Origin of the sequence: Microbispora sp. NBRC 16548, assembly GCF_030268985.1 — a bacterium.
Taxonomy (GTDB): domain Bacteria; phylum Actinomycetota; class Actinomycetes; order Streptosporangiales; family Streptosporangiaceae; genus Microbispora; species Microbispora catharanthi.
The window spans coordinates 15,080-30,974 of sequence record NZ_BSSF01000014.1 but is presented as its reverse complement, the minus strand read 5'-3'; the positions used below and the strand labels follow the sequence as shown (position 1 = coordinate 30,974).

The 15,895-nt window shown below is 71.6% G+C and carries 19 protein-coding genes and 2 pseudogenes; 10 read left to right on the top strand and 11 right to left on the bottom strand.

Annotated elements, in window-relative coordinates; translation table 11 throughout:
* Nucleotides 1-32 precede the first annotated feature (32 nt).
* Both QSK36_RS32225 and QSK36_RS32220 read right to left on the bottom strand, forming a co-directional pair.
* Entirely contained in the window at nucleotides 33-1,316 is a 1,284-nt protein-coding gene (locus tag QSK36_RS32225; protein WP_285784977.1) for an erythromycin esterase family protein, read from the bottom strand.
* A gap of 44 nt (nucleotides 1,317-1,360) precedes the next feature.
* On the bottom strand, nucleotides 1,361-2,014 hold the full coding sequence (locus tag QSK36_RS32220) for a CatB-related O-acetyltransferase (protein WP_285784976.1): 654 nt from the start codon (nucleotides 2,012-2,014) through the stop codon (nucleotides 1,361-1,363).
* A gap of 121 nt (nucleotides 2,015-2,135) precedes the next feature.
* Here QSK36_RS32220 and QSK36_RS32215 point away from each other — a divergent pair, with 121 nt between their 5' ends.
* Nucleotides 2,136-2,786, top strand: coding sequence for a TetR/AcrR family transcriptional regulator (locus QSK36_RS32215; RefSeq protein WP_183532583.1), 651 nt, complete (start codon nucleotides 2,136-2,138; stop codon nucleotides 2,784-2,786).
* Between the two features lie 54 nt (nucleotides 2,787-2,840).
* On the opposite strand, the gene QSK36_RS32210 is transcribed toward QSK36_RS32215, so the two are convergent.
* On the bottom strand, nucleotides 2,841-3,941 hold the full coding sequence (locus tag QSK36_RS32210; protein WP_285784975.1) for an Rv2578c family radical SAM protein: 1,101 nt from the start codon (nucleotides 3,939-3,941) through the stop codon (nucleotides 2,841-2,843).
* A gap of 135 nt (nucleotides 3,942-4,076) precedes the next feature.
* Between QSK36_RS32210 and QSK36_RS32205 the strand changes: the two genes are divergently transcribed.
* Nucleotides 4,077-4,334, top strand: coding sequence for a DUF3040 domain-containing protein (locus QSK36_RS32205; protein WP_079313873.1), 258 nt, complete (start codon nucleotides 4,077-4,079; stop codon nucleotides 4,332-4,334).
* Between the two features lie 99 nt (nucleotides 4,335-4,433).
* Here the strand turns inward: QSK36_RS32205 and QSK36_RS32200 are convergent, their stop codons facing one another.
* Nucleotides 4,434-5,627, bottom strand: coding sequence for an RNA polymerase sigma factor (locus tag QSK36_RS32200; RefSeq protein ID WP_285784974.1), 1,194 nt, complete (start codon nucleotides 5,625-5,627; stop codon nucleotides 4,434-4,436).
* Nucleotides 5,617-5,961, bottom strand: coding sequence for a YciI family protein (locus QSK36_RS32195; protein ID WP_285784973.1), 345 nt, complete (start codon nucleotides 5,959-5,961; stop codon nucleotides 5,617-5,619). The genes QSK36_RS32200 and QSK36_RS32195 overlap by 11 nt, the downstream gene beginning before the upstream one ends.
* Nucleotides 5,962-6,150: 189 nt before the next feature.
* On the opposite strand from QSK36_RS32195, the gene QSK36_RS32190 reads away from it, so the two are divergent.
* A complete protein-coding gene (locus QSK36_RS32190; RefSeq protein ID WP_285784972.1) occupies nucleotides 6,151-6,600 on the top strand; it encodes an SRPBCC family protein in 450 nt (149 codons plus the stop codon).
* An 83-nt stretch (nucleotides 6,601-6,683) separates the two neighbouring features.
* Nucleotides 6,684-7,280 carry an SRPBCC family protein gene (locus QSK36_RS32185; RefSeq protein ID WP_285784971.1) on the top strand — a complete coding sequence of 199 codons (597 nt, stop codon included), beginning with the start codon at nucleotides 6,684-6,686 and terminating at the stop codon, nucleotides 7,278-7,280.
* On the opposite strand, the gene QSK36_RS32180 is transcribed toward QSK36_RS32185, so the two are convergent.
* Nucleotides 7,231-7,518 (bottom strand): hypothetical protein, encoded by a 288-nt coding sequence (locus tag QSK36_RS32180; protein WP_285785126.1) that lies wholly within the window; start codon nucleotides 7,516-7,518, stop codon nucleotides 7,231-7,233. The two genes, QSK36_RS32185 and QSK36_RS32180, sit on opposite strands and share 50 nt — an antisense overlap.
* Before the next feature lie 106 nt (nucleotides 7,519-7,624).
* Nucleotides 7,625-8,182, bottom strand: a pseudogene (locus QSK36_RS32175) (aminotransferase class I/II-fold pyridoxal phosphate-dependent enzyme); the annotation flags it as partial.
* A 113-nt stretch (nucleotides 8,183-8,295) separates the two neighbouring features.
* On the opposite strand from QSK36_RS32175, the pseudogene QSK36_RS43585 reads away from it, so the two are divergent.
* Together QSK36_RS43585 and QSK36_RS32165 are read left to right on the top strand one after the other, a co-directional pair.
* Nucleotides 8,296-8,568 (top strand): annotated as a pseudogene (locus QSK36_RS43585) (hypothetical protein); the annotation flags it as partial.
* Between the two features lie 65 nt (nucleotides 8,569-8,633).
* A complete protein-coding gene (locus QSK36_RS32165; RefSeq protein WP_225897789.1) occupies nucleotides 8,634-8,786 on the top strand; it encodes a hypothetical protein in 153 nt (50 codons plus the stop codon).
* A gap of 13 nt (nucleotides 8,787-8,799) precedes the next feature.
* On the opposite strand, the gene QSK36_RS32160 is transcribed toward QSK36_RS32165, so the two are convergent.
* Entirely contained in the window at nucleotides 8,800-10,422 is a 1,623-nt protein-coding gene (locus QSK36_RS32160; protein ID WP_285784970.1) for a penicillin-binding transpeptidase domain-containing protein, read from the bottom strand.
* Between the two features lie 60 nt (nucleotides 10,423-10,482).
* Nucleotides 10,483-11,145 carry a lysophospholipid acyltransferase family protein gene (locus QSK36_RS32155; protein ID WP_285784969.1) on the bottom strand — a complete coding sequence of 221 codons (663 nt, stop codon included), beginning with the start codon at nucleotides 11,143-11,145 and terminating at the stop codon, nucleotides 10,483-10,485.
* A 137-nt stretch (nucleotides 11,146-11,282) separates the two neighbouring features.
* Between QSK36_RS32155 and QSK36_RS32150 the strand changes: the two genes are divergently transcribed.
* The 4 genes from QSK36_RS32150 to QSK36_RS32135 all read left to right on the top strand — a co-directional run bounded on the left by QSK36_RS32150 (nucleotide 11,283) and on the right by QSK36_RS32135 (nucleotide 14,239).
* Nucleotides 11,283-11,840, top strand: a complete 558-nt coding sequence (locus QSK36_RS32150) for a TetR/AcrR family transcriptional regulator (RefSeq protein WP_285784968.1) — start codon at nucleotides 11,283-11,285, stop codon at nucleotides 11,838-11,840.
* 29 nt (nucleotides 11,841-11,869) lie between these two features.
* Entirely contained in the window at nucleotides 11,870-12,451 is a 582-nt protein-coding gene (locus QSK36_RS32145) for a DUF4865 family protein (protein ID WP_285785121.1), read from the top strand.
* A gap of 256 nt (nucleotides 12,452-12,707) precedes the next feature.
* A complete protein-coding gene (locus tag QSK36_RS32140) occupies nucleotides 12,708-13,244 on the top strand; it encodes a GNAT family N-acetyltransferase (protein ID WP_285784967.1) in 537 nt (178 codons plus the stop codon).
* A gap of 5 nt (nucleotides 13,245-13,249) precedes the next feature.
* Nucleotides 13,250-14,239 carry an NAD-dependent epimerase/dehydratase family protein gene (locus QSK36_RS32135; RefSeq protein WP_285784966.1) on the top strand — a complete coding sequence of 330 codons (990 nt, stop codon included), beginning with the start codon at nucleotides 13,250-13,252 and terminating at the stop codon, nucleotides 14,237-14,239.
* A gap of 64 nt (nucleotides 14,240-14,303) precedes the next feature.
* On the opposite strand, the gene QSK36_RS32130 is transcribed toward QSK36_RS32135, so the two are convergent.
* Nucleotides 14,304-15,155, bottom strand: a complete 852-nt coding sequence (locus QSK36_RS32130) for a methyltransferase (protein ID WP_285784965.1) — start codon at nucleotides 15,153-15,155, stop codon at nucleotides 14,304-14,306.
* Between the two features lie 107 nt (nucleotides 15,156-15,262).
* Nucleotides 15,263-15,865, bottom strand: coding sequence for a helix-turn-helix domain-containing protein (locus tag QSK36_RS32125; RefSeq protein WP_183532567.1), 603 nt, complete (start codon nucleotides 15,863-15,865; stop codon nucleotides 15,263-15,265).
* Nucleotides 15,866-15,895: the final 30 nt, after the last annotated feature.

Sequence of the window (15,895 nt, the reverse complement as noted above, 5' to 3'; positions counted from 1 at the left end):
CCGCCAAGGTTGATCAGCGGAGGCCGGGGTCCTCAGATCTGGACGTCGCCGGCGACGGTGGAGACCGGCGTGTTGAGGATGCCGTCGAACGCGTCGAGCACGGGGGTATGCACGTAGACGCTCTGCATCCGGATCCGGTCGGGGCCGGCGCCGTCGGCCGTCTCGCGGCGTGCCCGGCGGAGATCGGCGATGCCGAGCCCGAGGCCGGCGTCGGCGAAGGCGGCTTCGACGCTTCCGGGTTCTGCCGGCTCCAGCGTGATGTCGTCGACGGTGAAACCGAAGGGCGTCTTCTCGTCGCGGCGCATCTCGGGTGTGTGTCCGGTGGTGCTCGTCAGGCCGAGGGCGAAGTACTCGTCGCCGAGGGCGCTGCGCAGGTGCTGTCCCATCGGCAGCCCCGTGAGGTGACCGTCGAAGGAGATCGGCACCTTCTGGATGTGGGCGTTGTGGGCCGCCAGCACGACCCGGGTCCCAGGTTCGAAGCGCTCCAGATGCCACAGGACCGACCCGGCCATGTAGACGTCGCGGGCCGAGGTGTCGGCGGTCAGGCCGCTTCCGGCGAAAAGGCCGGCCATGGCGCGGAAGGTGTAGTCGCCGTGGCAGGCCCCTTCGAGGCGACGCAGGGCGATGTCATAGCTGTCCTGGTCGCCGCGGGAGACGTACAGCGGTTCGACGGCGCGGAACCGGATGAGCAGGCGCATCAGGATCGCACTGAGGGCGTCCTGTTCGGCGGTGTCCAGGCGCGCCCACGCGGGCGCGGCCACCGCCCCGGAGCCGCCGGCGAACGATTCGGCGATCCGGATCGCCGCCTGGATCATCGGCAGAGTTTCGGGATCGATCTGGCGCAGGTAGTCGGCGATCGGGACGAGTGCGGGGAGCAGGGACCCGCCGGCCGCGGGGATGTCGATGCCGGCGAAGCGCACCGGATGTGCGGCTGTGCGGTTGTGCCGGCGGATCCAGCGCAACGGCTCGTCGACTCCCAAGGGGATCGCCGCGGCGAGGTGGGCCGCCAGGTCGTCGTCCGCGCCCTTCCCCTGGGCCCAGGCGTCGATGGGGAAGCCTTCGCTGAAGCCGTGTTCGAAGGCCAGGACGGTGAATCCGCAGCGTTCGACCAGGAACCGCAGGATGCGCCGGCGCACGCGTGCGAACTCGTCGATGAAGTGGGAGTGCTCGCCGACCGCGACGACGCGCGCGCCGCCCACGATGTCGCGCAGCGGCTCCAGGTCGTCGAGCGGCGCCTCCGGGTCGAGGTGGGCGAGCGGAACGGCATGGGCGCGAAGCCAGTCGGCGAACGGGTTGTGGGGGGACGAGGAAGGCATGCTGGTGGCTCGATTCCGAGGTGCTGGAAGCGTGAAGAGTCGGATTACGGGTGCGAAGGCGCCGGCGCCGCGTTCTCCAGGTCGTCGATGCTTCCGGACATGATCGTGCGGAGGTGTTCGGTGATGTGCTGGAGCGGCCAGTCCCACCAAGCCAGTGCGAGGAGGCGCTCGATGTCCGCGTCGCCGTAGCGGCGGCGGATGAGCCTGGCGGGGTTGCCGCCGGCGATGCCGTAGTCGGGGACGTCGTCGACGACGACGGACCCGGAGGCGATGATCGCTCCGTGGCCGATGCGCACGCCGGGCATCACCATGGACCGGTATCCGAGCCACACGTCGTTGCCCACCACGGTGTCGCCCCGCCCGGGTAGGCCGGTGATGAGGTCGAAGTGCTCGGCCCAGGAACCGCCCATGATCGGGAAGGGGAACGTCGAGGGGCCGTCCATGCGATGGTTGGCGCCGTTCATGATGAACCGCACGCCCTCGCCCAGCGCGCAGAACTTCCCGATGACGAGTTTCTCCGGCCCGTAGTGGTACAGCACGTTGCGAGTCTCGAACGCGGTCGGATCGTCCGGATCGTCGTAGTAGGAGAACTCTCCGACCTCGATCAGCGGTGAGGTGATCAGCGGTTTCAGCAGCACCACCCGCGGTTGCCCGGGCATCGGATGCAGCACGGTCGGGTCGGCGGGCACAGCCGGCATCACGCGTCGGTTCCTTCCTGGCGAACGCTCCGCAAGAGCATCGATGACGCCATTAGTGCGACAGTTGGTGCGTTAAGATCCTGCCACGACGTCGTCTCACCGAGCAACCGGACCACCAGCGATGACTTCTTCAGCACCACAACCGGAGGGCGCCCGGCCCGTGCCGTCGCCCCGGCGCCGCCCCGGCGGACGCACCGCCCGTATCCGCAGGCAGGTGCTCGACGCGATGCTCGCCGAGCTCGGAGAGCGCGGTTATGACGGGCTCACCGTGGACGGCGTCGCCGCCCGTGCGGGTGTGCATCGCGCGACGGTGTACCGGCGCTGGGGAGACGTCGGCGGGCTGCTCGCCGACGTCCTGGACGCGGCGGGCGACGACGCCTGGCAGCCCCCGGACACCGGCTCCCTGGAGGGCGACCTGGCGGCGCTGAACCACGAGATCCAGGACGCGCTCACCGCGGAGCCGCCGATCGTGGCGGCTCTGATCGCCGCCTCGTTCCGCTCCGATCAGGCCGACCACGCCCAACGACGGCTCTGGGAGGATCGGTACGCCCGCTGCGAGGTCATCGTCCGCCGTGCCGTCGAGCGCGCCGAACTCCCACCGCGCACCGACGCTCGGCGACTGCTCGTCGCCGCCACCGCGCCCCTGTATCACCAGCTGGTGCTTCTCCGCACGCCACCCGACCCGGACCTGCCCGGCCAGGCGGCCAGAACCGCCACCCTCGCCGCATCCGCCGGCGCCTTCGCCGAGCCCCCGCCCCCCGGCGACACCTGACGGCCCGGTCGGTCCCGCGGCCGAGCAGGAGCAGCCGCACCTGCCGGCGGACGCCTAAAGGAGCGTGAGCTGTTCGGGCGTCGCGGCCGGCGCGGGCTGGGGGACCGGTGGCTCGCCGGGCCGTTGCCCGACACGGGCGCCGCGCGCCCCCGACGCTCGATCGCCGCGCGGGGCCGACCGGCCGATGCCGTGCTCGCGGGCGAGCGCGCGCACGGCCTGTCCGATCCGTTCCTGGTAGGCCTTGGGGGCGTAGGCACCCCGGCCGTACAGCTCCAGATAACGGGGGACGAGCCGGGGGTGCTCTCGCGACAGCCAGGCCATGAACCACTCGCGCGCGCCCGGCCGCAGGTGGAGCACGATCGGTGTGATGTGCGTCGCGCCGGTCTCGGCGATGCGGCGCACGGTTGTCTCCAGAGCTCGCGGGGAGTCGCAGAGATAGGGGAGGATAGGCGCCATGAGCACGCCGCACGGGATGCCGTGCTCGTTCAGGGTGGCGCACACCTCCAGTCGTTTGCGTGGCGAGGGGGTGCCCGGCTCGACGGCCCGCCACAGTGACTCGTCGGTGAACCCGATCGAGACGGCCGTGCTGACGTCGGTCACCTCTGCCGCCTCGGTGAGCAGCCCGAGGTCGCGCAGGATCAGTGAGCCCTTGGTGAGGATCGAGAACGGGTTGCGGGCGTCCCGCAGGGCCGCGAGGATGCCCGGCATCAGCCGGTAGCGGCCCTCGGCCCGCTGGTAGCAGTCGACGTTGGTCCCCATCGCGATGGGATGCCCGCCCCACCGGGGGGCCGCGAGCTCTCTGCGTACGAGGTCGGCGGCGTTGACCTTCACGACGATCTTCGAGTCGAAGTCCCGCCCGGAGTCCAGGTCGAGGTATTCGTGCGTCCTGCGGGCGAAGCAGTACGTGCACGCGTGGGTGCAGCCGCGGTAGGGGTTGATCGTCCACTCGAACGGAACCCGGCTGGCCGAGGGGACCCGGTTGATGATCGACCGCGCGTGGATCTCGTAGAAGGTGACGCCCCGGAACTCCGGGGTGTCGAAGGTCCGCGTCACGGCCGACCGGGCGAACAGGGGTGTCGTATCGCCCTGCTCGCCATCACGCCCGCCGCTCTCCGTGTCCATGCCCACGTCGAGGCGCAGCCCGTCCCATCGCACCCTTCGATTAGAACATAAGTTCGATGGAGATCGCAACGTGCAACGCGTCGTAAATCGCGGCCCTCGAAACGGCTAACGATCTTCATCGTTGGGCAGAACGTCGGCACATACCTTGCGTTCTGGGAGAGTTGCGCGATGGCCTGGTCGCAGGACGAAGAGCGGATGCTGGCGATGATCGAGCGGCACCTCACCGACGAGGATCCGAAGCTTGCGGCCAGGCTCGAGTCGTTCAACCACCGTGCGGGGCGCGGGCGGCAGGGGCGAGGAGCGGGCCGCCGCCGGCCGGGCCGCTCCACTGTGATCATCGCGGTGAGCTGGCTGCTCATCGCCACGTTGATCGCGACCCTGCTGGTCATGGCCCTGCGGCACGACGCCGCCGCTCTCCCGGTTTAGCGGCCCTCCGAACCTCGCCGAGCACGCCCACCTCCCCGCCGATCGCGCAGGGAGTGATCGGTTGATGGTGCCCGTCATCTGCCGGGGCAGCCGGGCTCCTCAGGACGGGGACGCGGTCTCGGCCAGGCGGTCGGCGAGGAAACGCTGTTCCGGCTCGGTCTGCGCGAGATCGAGCGCCCGGCGATAGGCGTGGTGAGCCTCGGCGTCGCGGCCGGCGCGACGCAGGAACTCGGCCCGGGTGGAGTGGAAGTATCGGTAGTGGCCGAGGTCGAGGCGGTCGAGGATGGCCAGGCCGGCCTCGGGCCCGTCGATCTCGGCCACGGCGATGGCCCGGTTCATCTCGACGATCGACGAGCGGGTCTGCCGGGCGAGCGTCTGGTACAGCGCGGCGATCTGCCGCCAGTCGCGGGGCTCATGCAGGTGGAGGTCGGCGATGGCCCCCTGGACCAGGTAGGGCCCGGTGCGCCCGCGTGCCATGGCCCGCTGCAGCAGCGCTCGGCCCTCGTCGAGCTGCCGCGCGTCCCACAGAGCGCGGTCCTGCTCGTCGAGGGGGACGATCTGCCCGTCGCGCAGGCGGGCCGCCTTGCGCGCGTCGTGCAGCAGCATCAGCGCCAGCAGCGCGAGCACTTCAGGTTCGTCCGGCATCAGGCCGGCGAGCGCCCGGCCGAGGTGGATCGCTTCCGCGGTGAGGTCGACGCGGCCACCGCCCCAGCCCTGATTGAAGATCAGATAGACCACGGCGAGGACGGCCGCCAGCCTGTCGGGCAGCCGGTGATCGGGCGGCACGGCGAACGGGATGCCCGCGTTACGGATCTTGCGTTTGGTCCTGGTCAGTCGTTTGCTCATGGTCTCGAACGGGACGAGGAACGCCAGCGCGATCTCGTCGGTGGACAGGCCGCCGAGGGTGCGCAGGGTGAGCGCCACCTGAGCCTCGAGGGCGAGCGCCGGGTGACAGCAGGTGAAGATCAGCTCCAGCCGCTCGTCCGGAATGGTGGCGGCGTCGTCCATGATGACCTCCCGTGGCTGTGGCCCGGTCTCAAGGTCGCGGGTGAGCAGATTCGTCTTGTCGGCCAGGACCTGCCGGCGGCGCAGGTGGTCGATGGCGCGGTTGCGTGCGGTCGTGATGAGCCAGCCGGTGGGGTTGGCCGGTTCCCCGTCGCGTGGCCAGCGTTCGGCGGCGATGGCGAACGCTTCGGCGGCCGCGTCCTCGGCCAGTTCGATGTCGCCGAGGATCCCGACCAATGTGGCCAGCACGCGACCCCACTGGTCGCGGAAGACGGCGTCAAGCGCCACGGAAGCGTCCGTCGAGGATGGGCCGCACCTCGATCGCGGTGCCGGGCCTGGTCGTCCGGAGCAGTTCCGCGGCGGTGGCGAGTGCCCCGTCGAGGTCGTCGGCCTCGATCAGGATCAGGCCGGCGAGGTACTCCTTGCTGTCGATGAACGGTCCGTCGGTCAGCAGCATCCGTCCTTCGTCGTTGCGCAGCGTCGTCGCCGACTCGTCAGCGTGGAGCCGCGTCCAGCCGGTGACTTCCGGCCGGTCGAGCAGGGGGGCGAGATCATCGGGAATCGGGCGTGTTGCCCGGTCCGTGGTCTCCGCCGGGCTGTAGGCCAGCAACGCGTACTGCATGGGTCCTCCGGTCAGGGGTCGACATCGCGTCAAGTATCAGACGAGCGGCGTCGCCGTGGACGGACAGCGGCCGCCGACGGATTTTTCCAGCGGTGGTGTCCGTCCGGCGCCCGGCCGTTCGTCACTGCTGCAGATCCGCCCGACAGATCCGCCCGGCGTGCTCGTCTCGGCCTGACCGAAAGGACCCAAATGCCTGACATCCTGCACCGCATCAGCATCGACGCCCCGCCGCAGCGGGTGCACGACCTCATCGCCGGTGTCGACGGCATCGCCCGCTGGTGGACGGGGCGGCCGCTCACCGGCGAACACGCCGTCGGCTCCAGCTTCGGTGTCTACTTCGGCGACGCCGAGCGGCCCGCCGCCGTCATGCGGGTCCTGACCGACACCCCGGACCAGGTGGTGTGGCGGGTCGCCGACGGGCCCGGCACCTGGATCGGCACCCGGATCACCTTCACGCTCCGGCCCAGCGGCCATGGCGGCACCACGCTGTTGTTCACCCACGCCGGCTGGCAACAAGCCGGCGAATTCATGAGCGGATGCAGCACCAACTGGGGCTCCTACCTCACCAGTCTCAAGACCGGCGCCGAAAGCGGCGCGTTCGCGGCCTACCCCGTCGGCGAAATCAGCCGCTGGGACTGAACGCAGCCCACGCGAGCCCGGCCCGCAGGACCCCAGACCCGCAGAACCCCAGACCCGCAGAACCCGCGGAACGAGGAGAATCGATGAGCACCGAATTCACGCCCAGCTCGGACACCGCACGGCTCGAGCGCACCTACGACGCTCCGGCGGAGCTCGTCTGGGAGCTGTTGACCACCGCCGCCGGCCTCGAGGAGTGGTGGGTCCCCGACGGTTTCGAGATCCGGGTGAGCGAGCTGGAGCTCAGGCCCGGCGGTCAGCTGCGATACACCATGACCGCGACCGCGCCGGAACAGGTCGCGTTCATGCGGAACACCGGCAATCCGCTCTCGGCCGAGTTCCGCAAGACGTTCACCGAGGTCGCGTCGCGGACCCGCCTCTCCTACCTGTCGCTGATCGACTTCGTGCCCGGTCACGAGCCGTACGAGCACCTGACGACCATCGACATCGAGCCCGCCGGTGACCGCACGAAGCTGGTCATGACGCTCGCTCCCCTCCACGACGAGACCTGGACGCAGCAGCACCGCGCCCATCGCGGCAACGAGCTCGACAACCTCGAGGCGGCGGTCAGGCGACGCGCACTCTTATCGCCCATACAGAGCCGGCGTACGAGACGCGGCCGCCACCCCGCGGTCACGGCTCCGCGGCACGACGCCGCCGCTGTCCCGGTTCGGCGGCGTTGAGGACCTCGCCGAGCACGGCCACCCCCTCGCCGATCGCGCCGGGCGTGCTCGCCGCGTACCCCAGGACGAGCCCGGGAGGACCGGGGCGGTGGCGGTGCCACGACAGGGGCTGCACCTTCACCCCCCGGTCGAGTGCCGCGGCCGCCAGCTCGCGGTCGCTCAGGGGCGCGTCGAACGTGACCATCAGGTGCAGCCCCGCCGCCGCGCCGGGCAGGTGCGTCCGGATCGCGGAGATCATCGCGTCCCGGCGTGGCCGGTGGCGCCCGCGTAGCAGGCGCAGGTGGCGCTCCGACCCTCAGGGCGGGGGCGAGGAGCTTGGACACGCTGCCGCAGTAGAAGACCCCGTCGGGGAGCGCGGCGCGCAGTGCGGGGACGGGCGGCCGGTCGTACCGGTGCTCGGCGTCGTAGTCGTCCTCGACGACCAGACCGCCCTCGCCCGCCCAGCGCATGAGGTCGCGGCGTCTGCCGCCGCCCAGCACGACGCCGGTCGGGAACTGGTGGGCCGGTGTGAGCAGGACGGCGGGGGCGCCCAGGGCGCGCAGCTCGTCCACCCGCAGGCCCTGCGCGTCCACCGCCACCGGCGGGGTGTCCACGCCCGCGTGCCGCAGGTGCTGACGCGCGCCCAGCGAACCGGGATCCTCCACCGCGACCTCGCCGATGCCGTGGCCGGAGAGCACCCGCGCGACAAGCCCGAGCGCCTGCGCGGTCCCCGCGACGACGACCACGTCCGCGGGGTCGGCGCGGATGCCCCGGGTGCGGGCCAGCCAGTGCGCCACGGCACGGCGCAGGGGGAAGGTCCCGCGGGGATCGCCGTACCCGAGCTCCGGCGTGGCGAGCGCGCCGAGCACCGACCGCTCGGCGCGCAGCCACGCGGCGCGCGGGAACGCCCCCAGATCGGGCACTCCCGGGGACAGGTCGATCCTCGCCGGCGCCGAGCGCAGGAGGTCGAAGACGGCGGCGCCGGGCTCGGCGGTGAAGACGTCGCCCGGGGCGGGAGGCTCCTCCGGCGTGGCGGGTGCGGGCGCGGCCGGGGCCGAGACGACCACGGTGCCGCCCCGGCCCCGCCCGGCGACGTGCCCCTCGTCACCCAGCCGCTCTCAGGAGGAGCTCGCAGGACAAGGAGGAAACCGTGAGCATCGCGTTCCTGGCGACCGCCCTCATCGCGGTCGCCACGCCGGGAACGGGCGTCGTCTACACGTTGTCGGCCGCACTCTCACGAGGCCGGCGCGCGAGCGTGGTCGTAGCCGCAGCGTGCACCCTCGGCATCGTCCCGCACGTCGTCACCACGATCACCGGCCTCGCGGCCCTGCTGCACGCGAGCGCCCTCGCCTTCCAGGTGCTCGCGGCGTCTTCATGTTGCTCACCTTCGTCGTGTTCGTGGCGTACTGCGTGCTCGCCGCCGCGGTGCGCACGCATGTGCTCTCCCGGCCCCGCGTGATGGCCTGGATCCGGCGGGTCTTCGCCGCGTCGTTCGTCGCGCTCGGCGCCAGGCTCGCTCTGACCTGAGCCGGCCCTGACGTCAGGACAGGGACTTGAGGAAGTGAGCGGCGACCGGGGCGGCCACCTCGCCGCCCATGCCCCCGGCCTCCACGACGACGGCGAAGGCCAGGTCGCCGCGGAAGCCCATGAACCAGGCGTGCGAGTCGAGTTCGGGCCCGGTGCCGAACTCGGCGGTCCCGGTCTTGCCCGCCGTCCCCGCGGGCAGCCCGGCGGCGTGGGCGGTGCCCTTGGTGACGACCGCCCGCATCATCGACCGCAGGCTCTTGACGACCTCCTCCGGCAGCTTCTTGGGGCCGGTCTTCTGCTCCAGCGAGGGCACCAGCGTGGGTGGCCGCCAGGAGCCGTCGGCCACCGCCGCGGCCACGCTCGCGATCACCAGCGGGCTCGCGGTGATCCTGGCCTGCCCGAACGACTCCGCGGCGAGTTCGGCGTCGCTGGCGGCTTTCGGCATGCTGCCGGGGGTCGCCGGGATGCCGATGCGCAGGGGCTGGTTGAAGCCCAGGTCCGTCGCCAGGTCGTACAGCTTGCGCGCGCCCAGCTTCTGGGCGGCGAGCGGGGCGAACGTCGTGTTGCACGAGTGGGCGTAGGAGTCGAGGAACGACAGCGACCCGAACGCCTCGTGGTCGGAGTTGCGGATCTTCAGCCCTCCGACGACCGCCTCCTTGGGGCAGGTCACCCGGCTCGACGGGGTCAGTCCCTCGGCCAGCAGCCCGGCCGCCGTGACCGTCTTGAACGTGGATCCGGGGGCGTACTTGCCGTCCAGTGCGCGGTTGAAGCCGCCCCTGTTGTTCACGACGGCGAGGATCTCGCCGGTCGAGGGTTTGACGGCGACGAGCGAGGTGGGTTTGTCCAGGTCGCGCACCGCGTCGGCGGCGGCCTTCTGCACCTTCAGGTCGAGGCTGGTCCGCAGGTCCTTGCCGGGGGAGCCCTTGACGGCGTGCAGGGTCTTCCGGCTCTCGCCCACCACCTGGATCTCTGTGGTGGGGGTGCCCGCGAGCTGCTTCTGGAACGTCTCCTGCAGGCCGCCGCGGCCCACGGCGTCGCCCTTCTTGTAGGCGGTGCCCAGCTTCTCGACGTCATCGTCCCCGGCCTTGTCCAGGAAGCCGACGAGCTGCTGCACCGAGCCGCCCACGTCGCCGCCGTCGATGCGGTCGCCGTTGGCGTCGGTGACGGCCGCGCGCTGCGGCCACGACGTCTTCAGCGCCAGGTGGTTGGTCCCGTCGAGCGCGGGGTGGACCGCGGACGGCGACCAGTCGACCTTCCAGTAGTGGTCCTTGACCACAAGCTTGAGCGAGCCCCTGTAGGTCCAGTCGCCGACGTTCTTCACGGTGGCGGTGGCGGTGTAGGAAGCGGTCGCCCGGTCGTCCTTCGCCGCGCCGGCCCGCACGTCGCGGACGGCGACCTTCGCCACTGCGAGGTTCTTGGTGAGCTCGGCGTACGCCGCGTCGAAGCCGGCGGCGGGTGAGGCGAGCTCGGCCTTCATCGCCGCGAGGTCGCCCCTCGACCAGGCCGCGGTGAACCGCGCCGCGGTCTCCTGCGGTGTGCCGCGCGTGTGCAGCACGTAGTAGGCGCCGCCGGCGGCCGCCCCGGCCAGCACGACGGCCACGGCGGCCGAGATCGCGACGGTACGTCCTCGCGGCACGCACACCCCCCATGACGGCCCTGTGGTCGGGTTCAGAGCCTAGCGGGGCCAAATCGTTATTTACACTCCGGCTTCGCCGGCGCCCTTGACGCTGGCGCCGTACCGGGGGACGTACTCCTGGCCGGACAGGCGCTGGATCGCGGCCATGACCTCGTCGGTCACCCGCCGCCGGTCCCTGGCGCTGCCCGGGTCGCCGGTGAAGGTCATCGGCTCGCCGAACCGCACGCCGATCTTGTGCAGGCGCGGCACCGACGTGCCGGGCGGCAGCACCTTCTCGGTGCCGAGCATGGCGACGGGCACGACGGGGGCGCCGGTGGTGAGCGTGAGCCAGGCCACGCCGACCTTGCCCCGGTACAGCCGGCCGTCGGGGGAGCGGGTGCCCTCGGGGTAGATGCCGAACAACTCGCCCGCCTTCAGCACCTCCACCGCGGCGTCGAGCATGTCCTGGGCGGCGGAGACGTTCTCCCGGTCGATCTCCATCGCCCCCATCGCGCGCATCCACGCCGCGACGACGGGGTTGCCGGTGAAGTACTCCTTCTTCGCCACGAACCGCACCATGCGCGGCACCACGGCCGGCATGAAGAACGAGTCGAGCACGGACAGGTGGTTGGAGGCGATGATCGCGGGCCCGTGCGCGGGGACGTGCTCGCGTCCCTCCATCCGCGGCCGCCACAGCGCGTGCATGACGGGAACGCTGACGAACTTCAGGGCGGGGTAGAGCACGGCCTCTCCTTCTCCGGTCCGACGGACATACCCTAGGCCGCCCGGACCCCTGTTCAGGTGTATGACCCCTGCAACACACCGCCTCGTGTTTTGTACGGCTTCACCAACACTTCTCTGTACCTACTAGTATGTACGGCATGAGCACGCCGGACCGCCTGATCGAGAGCACCCGCGAACTGCTGTGGGAACGCGGTTACGTCGGAACCAGTCCGCGGGCCATCCAGCGGCGGGCGGGAGCCGGTCAGGGCAGCATGTATCACCACTTCTCCGGCAAGCCCGACCTCGCGCTGGCCGCGATCGGCCGTACGGCGGAGGAGATGCGCGCCGGGGTGGAGGAGATCCTGGGCGGCCCGGGCACGGCCCTCGAGCGGCTGTCGGCCTACCTGCGGCGCGAGCGGGAGGTGCTGCGGGGCTGCCCGATCGGCCGGCTCACCCAGGACCCCGACGTCATGGCCGATCCGGCGCTGCGGCGGCCGGTGGAGGAGACGTTCGCGTGGCTGCGCGACCGGCTCGCGGCGGTGCTGGCCGAGGGACGCGACCGGGGCGAACTCGACGCCGGTCTCGAACCCGGGCCGACCGCCGCGACGGTCGTGGCGGTGCTGCAGGGCGGATACGTCCTGGCCCGCGCGGCCGGCTCGCCCGAGCCGTTCCACCAGGCCGTCGACGGTGTGCTCGCCCTGCTGTCCCGCCCCTGACCCCACCGGAAGAGGCCGCCGTGTACGCGATGCAGTACGAGATCACCCTGCCCGCCGACTACGACATGACGATCATCCGGGAGCGGGTGTCCACCCGCGGCCACGCCCTCGACGACCGGGCCGGGCTCGGCCTCAAGGCCTACCTGATCCGCGAGCGGGGCGCGGCCGGGTCGCCGGTCAACCAGTACGCGCCGTTCTACCTCTGGCACGAGGCCGGGAGGATGGGCGAGTTCCTTGTCGGCGGGGGCGGCTTCCAGGGCATCGTCGGCGACTTCGGCCGGCCGGTCGTACAGCACTGGACGGGCCTGGCCGTCGAGGCGGGCCCGGCCCGGGGGACGGCGCCTCTCGCGGCGTCGCGGCGGCTGACGCCGATGCCCGCCTCGGCTGATCTGACCGAGCAGGTGGCCGGCGCCCTCGCCGAGCTGCGTGACCTGGGCGGCGCCCAGGGCCTGCACACCGCCGCCCTCGCCGTGGACCCGCACCACTGGCGGTTGATGACGTTCTCGTTGTGGGAGCGGGAGGCGCCCCGCCTGGCCGAAGCCGAACACTACGAGGTGCTGCACCTGTCCGCCCCCGGCCTGGCGAGCCTGCCGCGGGGCCGAGCCTGGTGAAAAGACACGACGCCCCGCGAGAACGAGTCTCGCGGGGCGCCCACGTCGAGGGCCGATGTGGCGGTCGCCTCCTCGGCGAGATGCACAACACGGCTCCAGCCGAACGGTATTCCGTGAAGGCGGTGATTGCGGCCCGGGGGACACAAACCACATCGGCCATGAACGACTCTAGCCGACTTCCGGCTCTGCTTTCTCCCGCCCCCCGCATCGGTGTCCGTCATCAGCGGCCAAAGCCTGCGTGCACTATCGTCGGCGGGTGGCGAATTCGATCAAAACAGAACGGCTCGTGCTGCGGCGCTGGCGCGAGGAGGACAAGGAGCCCTTCGCCGTCCTGAACGCCGATCCGGTCGTGATGGAGCACTTCCCGGCCACGCTGTCCAGGGAGGAGAGCGACGCTCTGGTCGAGCGCATCGAGGCCGGATTCGACGAGCGCGGGTTCGGCTGGTGGGCGGTCGAGGCGGACGGGCGGTTCATCGGCTTCACCGGACTGCAGGTCCCCCGGTTCACCGCCCACTTCACGCCGTGCGTGGAGATCGGATGGCGGTTCGCCCGCTCCGCCTGGGGGCGGGGGTACGCCACGGAGGCGGCGCGGGCGTCGCTGGAGGACGGGTTCGGCCGGGTCGGCCTGACCGAGGTCGTCTCGTTCACTGCGGTGCCGAACGTCCGCTCGCAGGCGGTCATGCGGCGGCTCGGGATGACCCACGACCCCGCCGGGGACTTCGACCACCCGGTGCTCCCCGAGGGTCACCCGCTGCGCCGGCACGTCCTGTATCGGATCCGGAGGCAGGGGTGAGCGGCATGCGGTTGCTGGTGCTGGGCGGCACGACGTTCGTCGGCCGGTGGGTGGTGACGGCGGCCGTGGAGCGCGGCTGGCACGTCACCACGTTCACTCGCGGGCTCGCCGGGTGGGCTCACCCCGGAGCCGAGGCGGTGACCGGCGACCGGCTCAGCCCGGCCGACCTGGCCCCGCTCGCCGAGGCCCGGTGGGACGCCGTGGTGGACACCTGGGCCGGCGCGCCCCGGGTCGTGCGCGACAGCGCCCGCGCGCTGGCCGGGTGCGCGGGCAGATACGTGTACGTCTCCAGCAGGGCGGTGTACGCGCCCCCGACGCCGGCCGGCCTGAACGAGGACTGGCCCACGGTCGATGCGTCGGCGGACGCCGAGGACACCGACTACGCCCCCAACAAGCGGGGTGGCGAGCTCGCCGTGGAGGAGGCCTTCGGCGACCGCGCCGTACTGGCCAGGGCCGGGCTGATCCTCGGGCCGTACGAGCTTCCGGGGCAGCTGCCGCACTGGCTGTTGCGGGCGGCGCGGGGCGGGGAGATGCTCGCCCCCGGCCCGGCCGACCAGCCGTTCCGCTATGTGGACGTGCGCGACCTCGCCGCCTGGCTCCTCGACGCGGCCGAAGGCGGCGTGCCCGGCCCGGTCAACCTGGTCAACCCGGAGGGGCACGCCACGACCCGCGACCTGCTGGAGTCCGCGGTCGCGGTCACCGGCGGGCTCGCCGAGCTGGTCTGGGTCGAGCCCGAGGCGATCGAGGCCGCCGGGATCGACCGGTGGGCGGCGCTGCCGGGATGGATCCCGCCAGGTCCCGCGCTGGCCGGGCTCATCCGGACCGACGTCCGCCGGGCCCTGGCGACCGGGCTGCGGTGCCGTCCGGTGCTGGAGACCGTCGCCGACACCTGGGCGTGGCTGACCGGGTCCGGCGAGATCCCCGCGTTCCCGCCCGGGCTCGACCCCGCCGAGGAGCGGGCCGTGATCGACGCCTGGCGGCGGTCGGCTCCGTGACGTCTGGATGTTCTCCTCGATGCTCTGCTCGCCCTTGCCGGGCACGTCTGTGCACTCGGTGAGTTCAGGTGCGGCGGGCGGCCCAGACGGTGCGTTCGGTGCGTACTGCGAGGTCGTCGCGGCGCAGGATGCTGTGCGGGCCGCCGTTGTCGAGCAGGCGATCGAGCGCGGCGAGGTCTTCGGGTGAGAGCGCCTGGGCGGCGGTGCCGCGGATGCGCTGCAGGGCACTGAGGGCGTAGCGGCCGATCGCCTCGCTGCGGGAGCCCTCGATGTGCACGGTGATGGTGCGTTTGCCGTCGATGGCGAATCCGGCGGCGGTCAGCATCGGTCCCCAGTCGGCGCCGCGGTGGGGCAGGTCTCCGGCGTGGAAGTGGTCGGTCGCGGCGTGGCAGCGCTCTTCCAGGCCGGGCCGGTCCTCGGGTGCGTCGGCGGGCAGGAAGCGGGGGAAGCCGGCCAGTTCGACGACGGTGAACAGGCCGCCGGGCGCGAGCAGGTCGTGGATGTTGCGTATGACGCGGTCGGGGTCGGTCATGTGGTGCATCGAGGCCGACGCCCAGACGAGGTCGGGTGTGCCGAGGTCGGGCCAGCCGGCGTCGTCGAGGTCGGCCTGCACGATGTGCACGCGGTCATCCATGTCACGGGCGCATGCCTTCTCCTGCAGGCGCTGCAGGTGCCCGGGTGAGGCGTCGACGGCTGTGACGCGCGCCTCGGGAAAGCGCTCGAGGAGGGCGAATGTGCCCGCTCCGGTGCCGCAGCCCACATCCACGATGTGGCTCGGGCTGGTGGCCAGGGGCAGCCACTCGATGATGGCGGTGAGGTGCTCGGCGAGGACTTCCGCGTCCAGGTCGAGGATCTCCTCTTGGCTGCCGGTGCCGTGCTTGTGGTCGTGGCCGGTGTGCGGGTGTGTTCGGGTCATGACGCCACATTACGAAGGCCATGCGTGTTCGGCATAATTCCTTTCGTATTGCGCAAGACGATGGCCGCCGATGCTGCCGGACGCGCAAGACGGCTACCTTTCGCGCATCAGTCACAGCCTTCTTGGTCATCGCGGCCGCCGTCCTCGCGCTGGTGTCCGCGCCGCGCGTCGCGGTCGAAGATGCCCAGGATCTCGCACGGTCCGGCTTCGGCGCCTATGGCGTGCGGCATCATCGTGGGGAACTCGGCAGCCTGGTTGGTCTCGAGGCGGAAGCGGCGGTGGCCCAGCATGAGGATCGCCGTGCCGGACAGGACGACAAGCCATTCCCGGCCCGGATGGGCGCGCATGCGGGCGGGATTGTCCGGCGGCGGCTCGGTGATGCGCTGACGCATCACGGTCATGCCGGGGTCGGCCTTGATCGGCCAGCGCATCACGCCGTGGGTGCCGTAGATCATCGGGCTGGTGACGACATCGTCGGTGGCGGTCTCGACCAGCTGGTCGAGGGAGGTGTCCAGGGCGCGGGCGAGGGTGACGAGCTGATCCAGCGCGAGGCGGCGCTGGCCGTTCTCGATGCGGCTCAGTGAGGACTGGCTGAGCCGGGCGCGGGTGGCCAGCTCTTCGAGGGACCAGCCCTGTGCGACCCGCAGGGCGCGGATGCGTTTGCGTACGAGGCTGTCCAAGCCTTCATCTTCTTGCTTCATAGGCAACATCCTATGCCCTTAATGCAAGGCGGGGATATC

Bases quoted from the DNA above. Each gene is read 5' to 3' on its own strand.
- QSK36_RS32165 (WP_225897789.1), top strand. From the start codon at position 8,634: ATGTTGCTCACCTTCGTCGTGTTCGTGGCGTACTGCGTGCTCGCCGCC.
- QSK36_RS32180 (WP_285785126.1), bottom strand. From the start codon at position 7,518: ATGATCTCCGCGATCCGGACGCACCTGCCCGGCGCGGCGGCGGGGCTG.
- QSK36_RS32195 (WP_285784973.1), bottom strand. From the start codon at position 5,961: ATGCAGTACGCGTTGCTGGCCTACAGCCCGGCGGAGACCACGGACCGG.
- QSK36_RS32130 (WP_285784965.1), bottom strand. From the start codon at position 15,155: ATGACCCGAACACACCCGCACACCGGCCACGACCACAAGCACGGCACC.
- QSK36_RS32135 (WP_285784966.1), top strand. From the start codon at position 13,250: ATGCGGTTGCTGGTGCTGGGCGGCACGACGTTCGTCGGCCGGTGGGTG.
- QSK36_RS32125 (WP_183532567.1), bottom strand. From the start codon at position 15,865: ATGTTGCCTATGAAGCAAGAAGATGAAGGCTTGGACAGCCTCGTACGC.
- QSK36_RS32215 (WP_183532583.1), top strand. From the start codon at position 2,136: ATGACTTCTTCAGCACCACAACCGGAGGGCGCCCGGCCCGTGCCGTCG.
- QSK36_RS32185 (WP_285784971.1), top strand. From the start codon at position 6,684: ATGAGCACCGAATTCACGCCCAGCTCGGACACCGCACGGCTCGAGCGC.
- QSK36_RS32225 (WP_285784977.1), bottom strand. From the start codon at position 1,316: ATGCCTTCCTCGTCCCCCCACAACCCGTTCGCCGACTGGCTTCGCGCC.
- QSK36_RS32205 (WP_079313873.1), top strand. From the start codon at position 4,077: ATGGCCTGGTCGCAGGACGAAGAGCGGATGCTGGCGATGATCGAGCGG.
- QSK36_RS32220 (WP_285784976.1), bottom strand. From the start codon at position 2,014: ATGCCGGCTGTGCCCGCCGACCCGACCGTGCTGCATCCGATGCCCGGG.
- QSK36_RS32150 (WP_285784968.1), top strand. From the start codon at position 11,283: ATGAGCACGCCGGACCGCCTGATCGAGAGCACCCGCGAACTGCTGTGG.
- QSK36_RS32190 (WP_285784972.1), top strand. From the start codon at position 6,151: ATGCCTGACATCCTGCACCGCATCAGCATCGACGCCCCGCCGCAGCGG.
- QSK36_RS32145 (WP_285785121.1), top strand. From the start codon at position 11,870: ATGCAGTACGAGATCACCCTGCCCGCCGACTACGACATGACGATCATC.